At 63.5% G+C, this 1,671-nt stretch carries 2 protein-coding genes; both read right to left on the bottom strand.

The window, feature by feature from the left end; all coding sequences use genetic code 11:
• Window positions 1-545: phosphonoacetaldehyde hydrolase (gene phnX / locus GPA21_RS20115; protein ID WP_168989835.1), on the bottom strand; the 545-nt coding region annotated here is incomplete at its 3' end.
• The coding region (locus GPA21_RS20110) for a 2-aminoethylphosphonate--pyruvate transaminase (RefSeq protein ID WP_168989834.1) at window positions 542-1,671 on the bottom strand (1,130 nt) is incomplete at its 5' end. The genes GPA21_RS20110 and phnX, both read right to left, overlap by 4 nt.

Genomic DNA, 1,671 nt, shown 5'->3' with positions numbered 1-1,671 from the left:
ACCTTGACCACCGTCGATGGCGGATACACGCACAGGTCGATGAAGCACCGGTACATGCCGAGCGGCCCCGGGCGACCTTGGGGCAAGTCGTCTGCGCAGACCAGGTTGTCCGGCGTGTAGCCCTGAGCGGCGGCGACCGGCAGCAAGCGATTCATTATCGAGCGCGTATAGCCGGTGGTCGAACCAATCTTCAGCCCCATCGACCTCAACTGCTCGACCGCCTCACGCGCACCCGGAACCAGCGCACCGAAATTCGCCACCACCTCCTCGTTCATCGGCACGAAGACTTCGTAGACACGGTCGACATCAATCTCGGAAGGCGCGACACCATGCACCCGCTGCCATTCGCCCGCAAGCCGCTGAGCGAACAACATGCTACGAATGTGGTCGCGCTTGGGCGCCCCCATCGGCGCGCGGGCCTCTGCAATACTCGCTTCCACGCCGAAACGGCGGAAGGCTTCGACGAATACACCCATCGGCGCGAAAGAGCCGAAGTCGATCATCGTTCCCGCCCAGTCGAAGACCACGGCCTTGAAGCGTTTCATGCCGCAACCTCCGTCTCGTCGAGCAAGGCGCGCTTGGTGATCGCCGCCGCGGGTGGCGCCGGGTTGCGCACGCCGAGGTCGTGCAGGGTATCGACTACCGCCTCAAGCAGACGGTTCATGACCGGCACATCGACCTGGCCGATACAGCCCAGGCGAAAACTGTCGACCTCGGTGAGTTTGCCGGGATAAATGATGAAACCGCGCCGCTTCATCAGGGCGTAGAAGCGGTCGAAGACAAAATGCGGATCCGCCGGGCAGAAGAAGGTGGTGATGATCGGCGACAGCCAGCGCGTGTCGAGCAGCGTCTCGAAGCCGAGCCCTCTCATGCCGCTCACGAGCGCATCGCGATTGGCGCGATAACGCGCACCACGCCCCTCCACCCCGCCCTCGGCCTCGTGCAGGCGCAGCGCCTCCAGGAAGGCCGCCACGGCATGAGTGGGTGGCGTGAAACGCCATTGGCCGGTCTTTTCCAGCGTGGCCCATTGAGCGTAGGCATCCAGACTCAGGGAATGGGCATTGCCCTCGCAACGCAGCAACGCATCCTGCCTGACGAGCAGAAAACCGAAGCCGGGAACGCCCTCGATGCACTTGTTCGCGGACGAAACCAAGGCATCGAACGCGATACGCCTCGGCGGAATTGGAATCGCACCAAAAGACGACATCGCATCGATCAAAAGCCTGCAACCGGCATGGGCGACCGCGTCCGCGATCTCCTCCAGCGGGTTCAAGACGCCCGAGCTGGTCTCACAATGAACCACCAACACATGCGTGATCGCGGGATCGTCGGCGAGCATGCGCGCGACCTCGTACCCACGAGGCGGGAGAAAGTCACCCTTGTCCAGAACCAAGTGCGAGCGCCCCATGATCCTGAGTGTTTCGGCCGCGCGCTTGCCGTAAGCGCCATTGGCCAGCACCAGCGCTCGCCCGCCGCGCGGCACCAGCGTTCCGAGCATGGACTCCACCGCAAACGACCCGCTACCCTGCATCGGAACGCAAGTGTAGGCCTCGTGACCGTCTCCGAGCATACGTACCAGGCGAGTGCGCAGCTCGTAGGTCATGGCACGAAAATCGTCGTCCCAGCTTCCCCAGTCGCGCAGCATCGCGACCTTGACCTCGTAGGCGGTAC

This window comes from Azoarcus taiwanensis (genome assembly GCF_012910885.1).
Classification (GTDB): Bacteria; Pseudomonadota; Gammaproteobacteria; order Burkholderiales; family Rhodocyclaceae; genus Azoarcus_F; species Azoarcus_F taiwanensis.
This window is presented reverse-complemented; position numbering and strand designations above follow the sequence as displayed.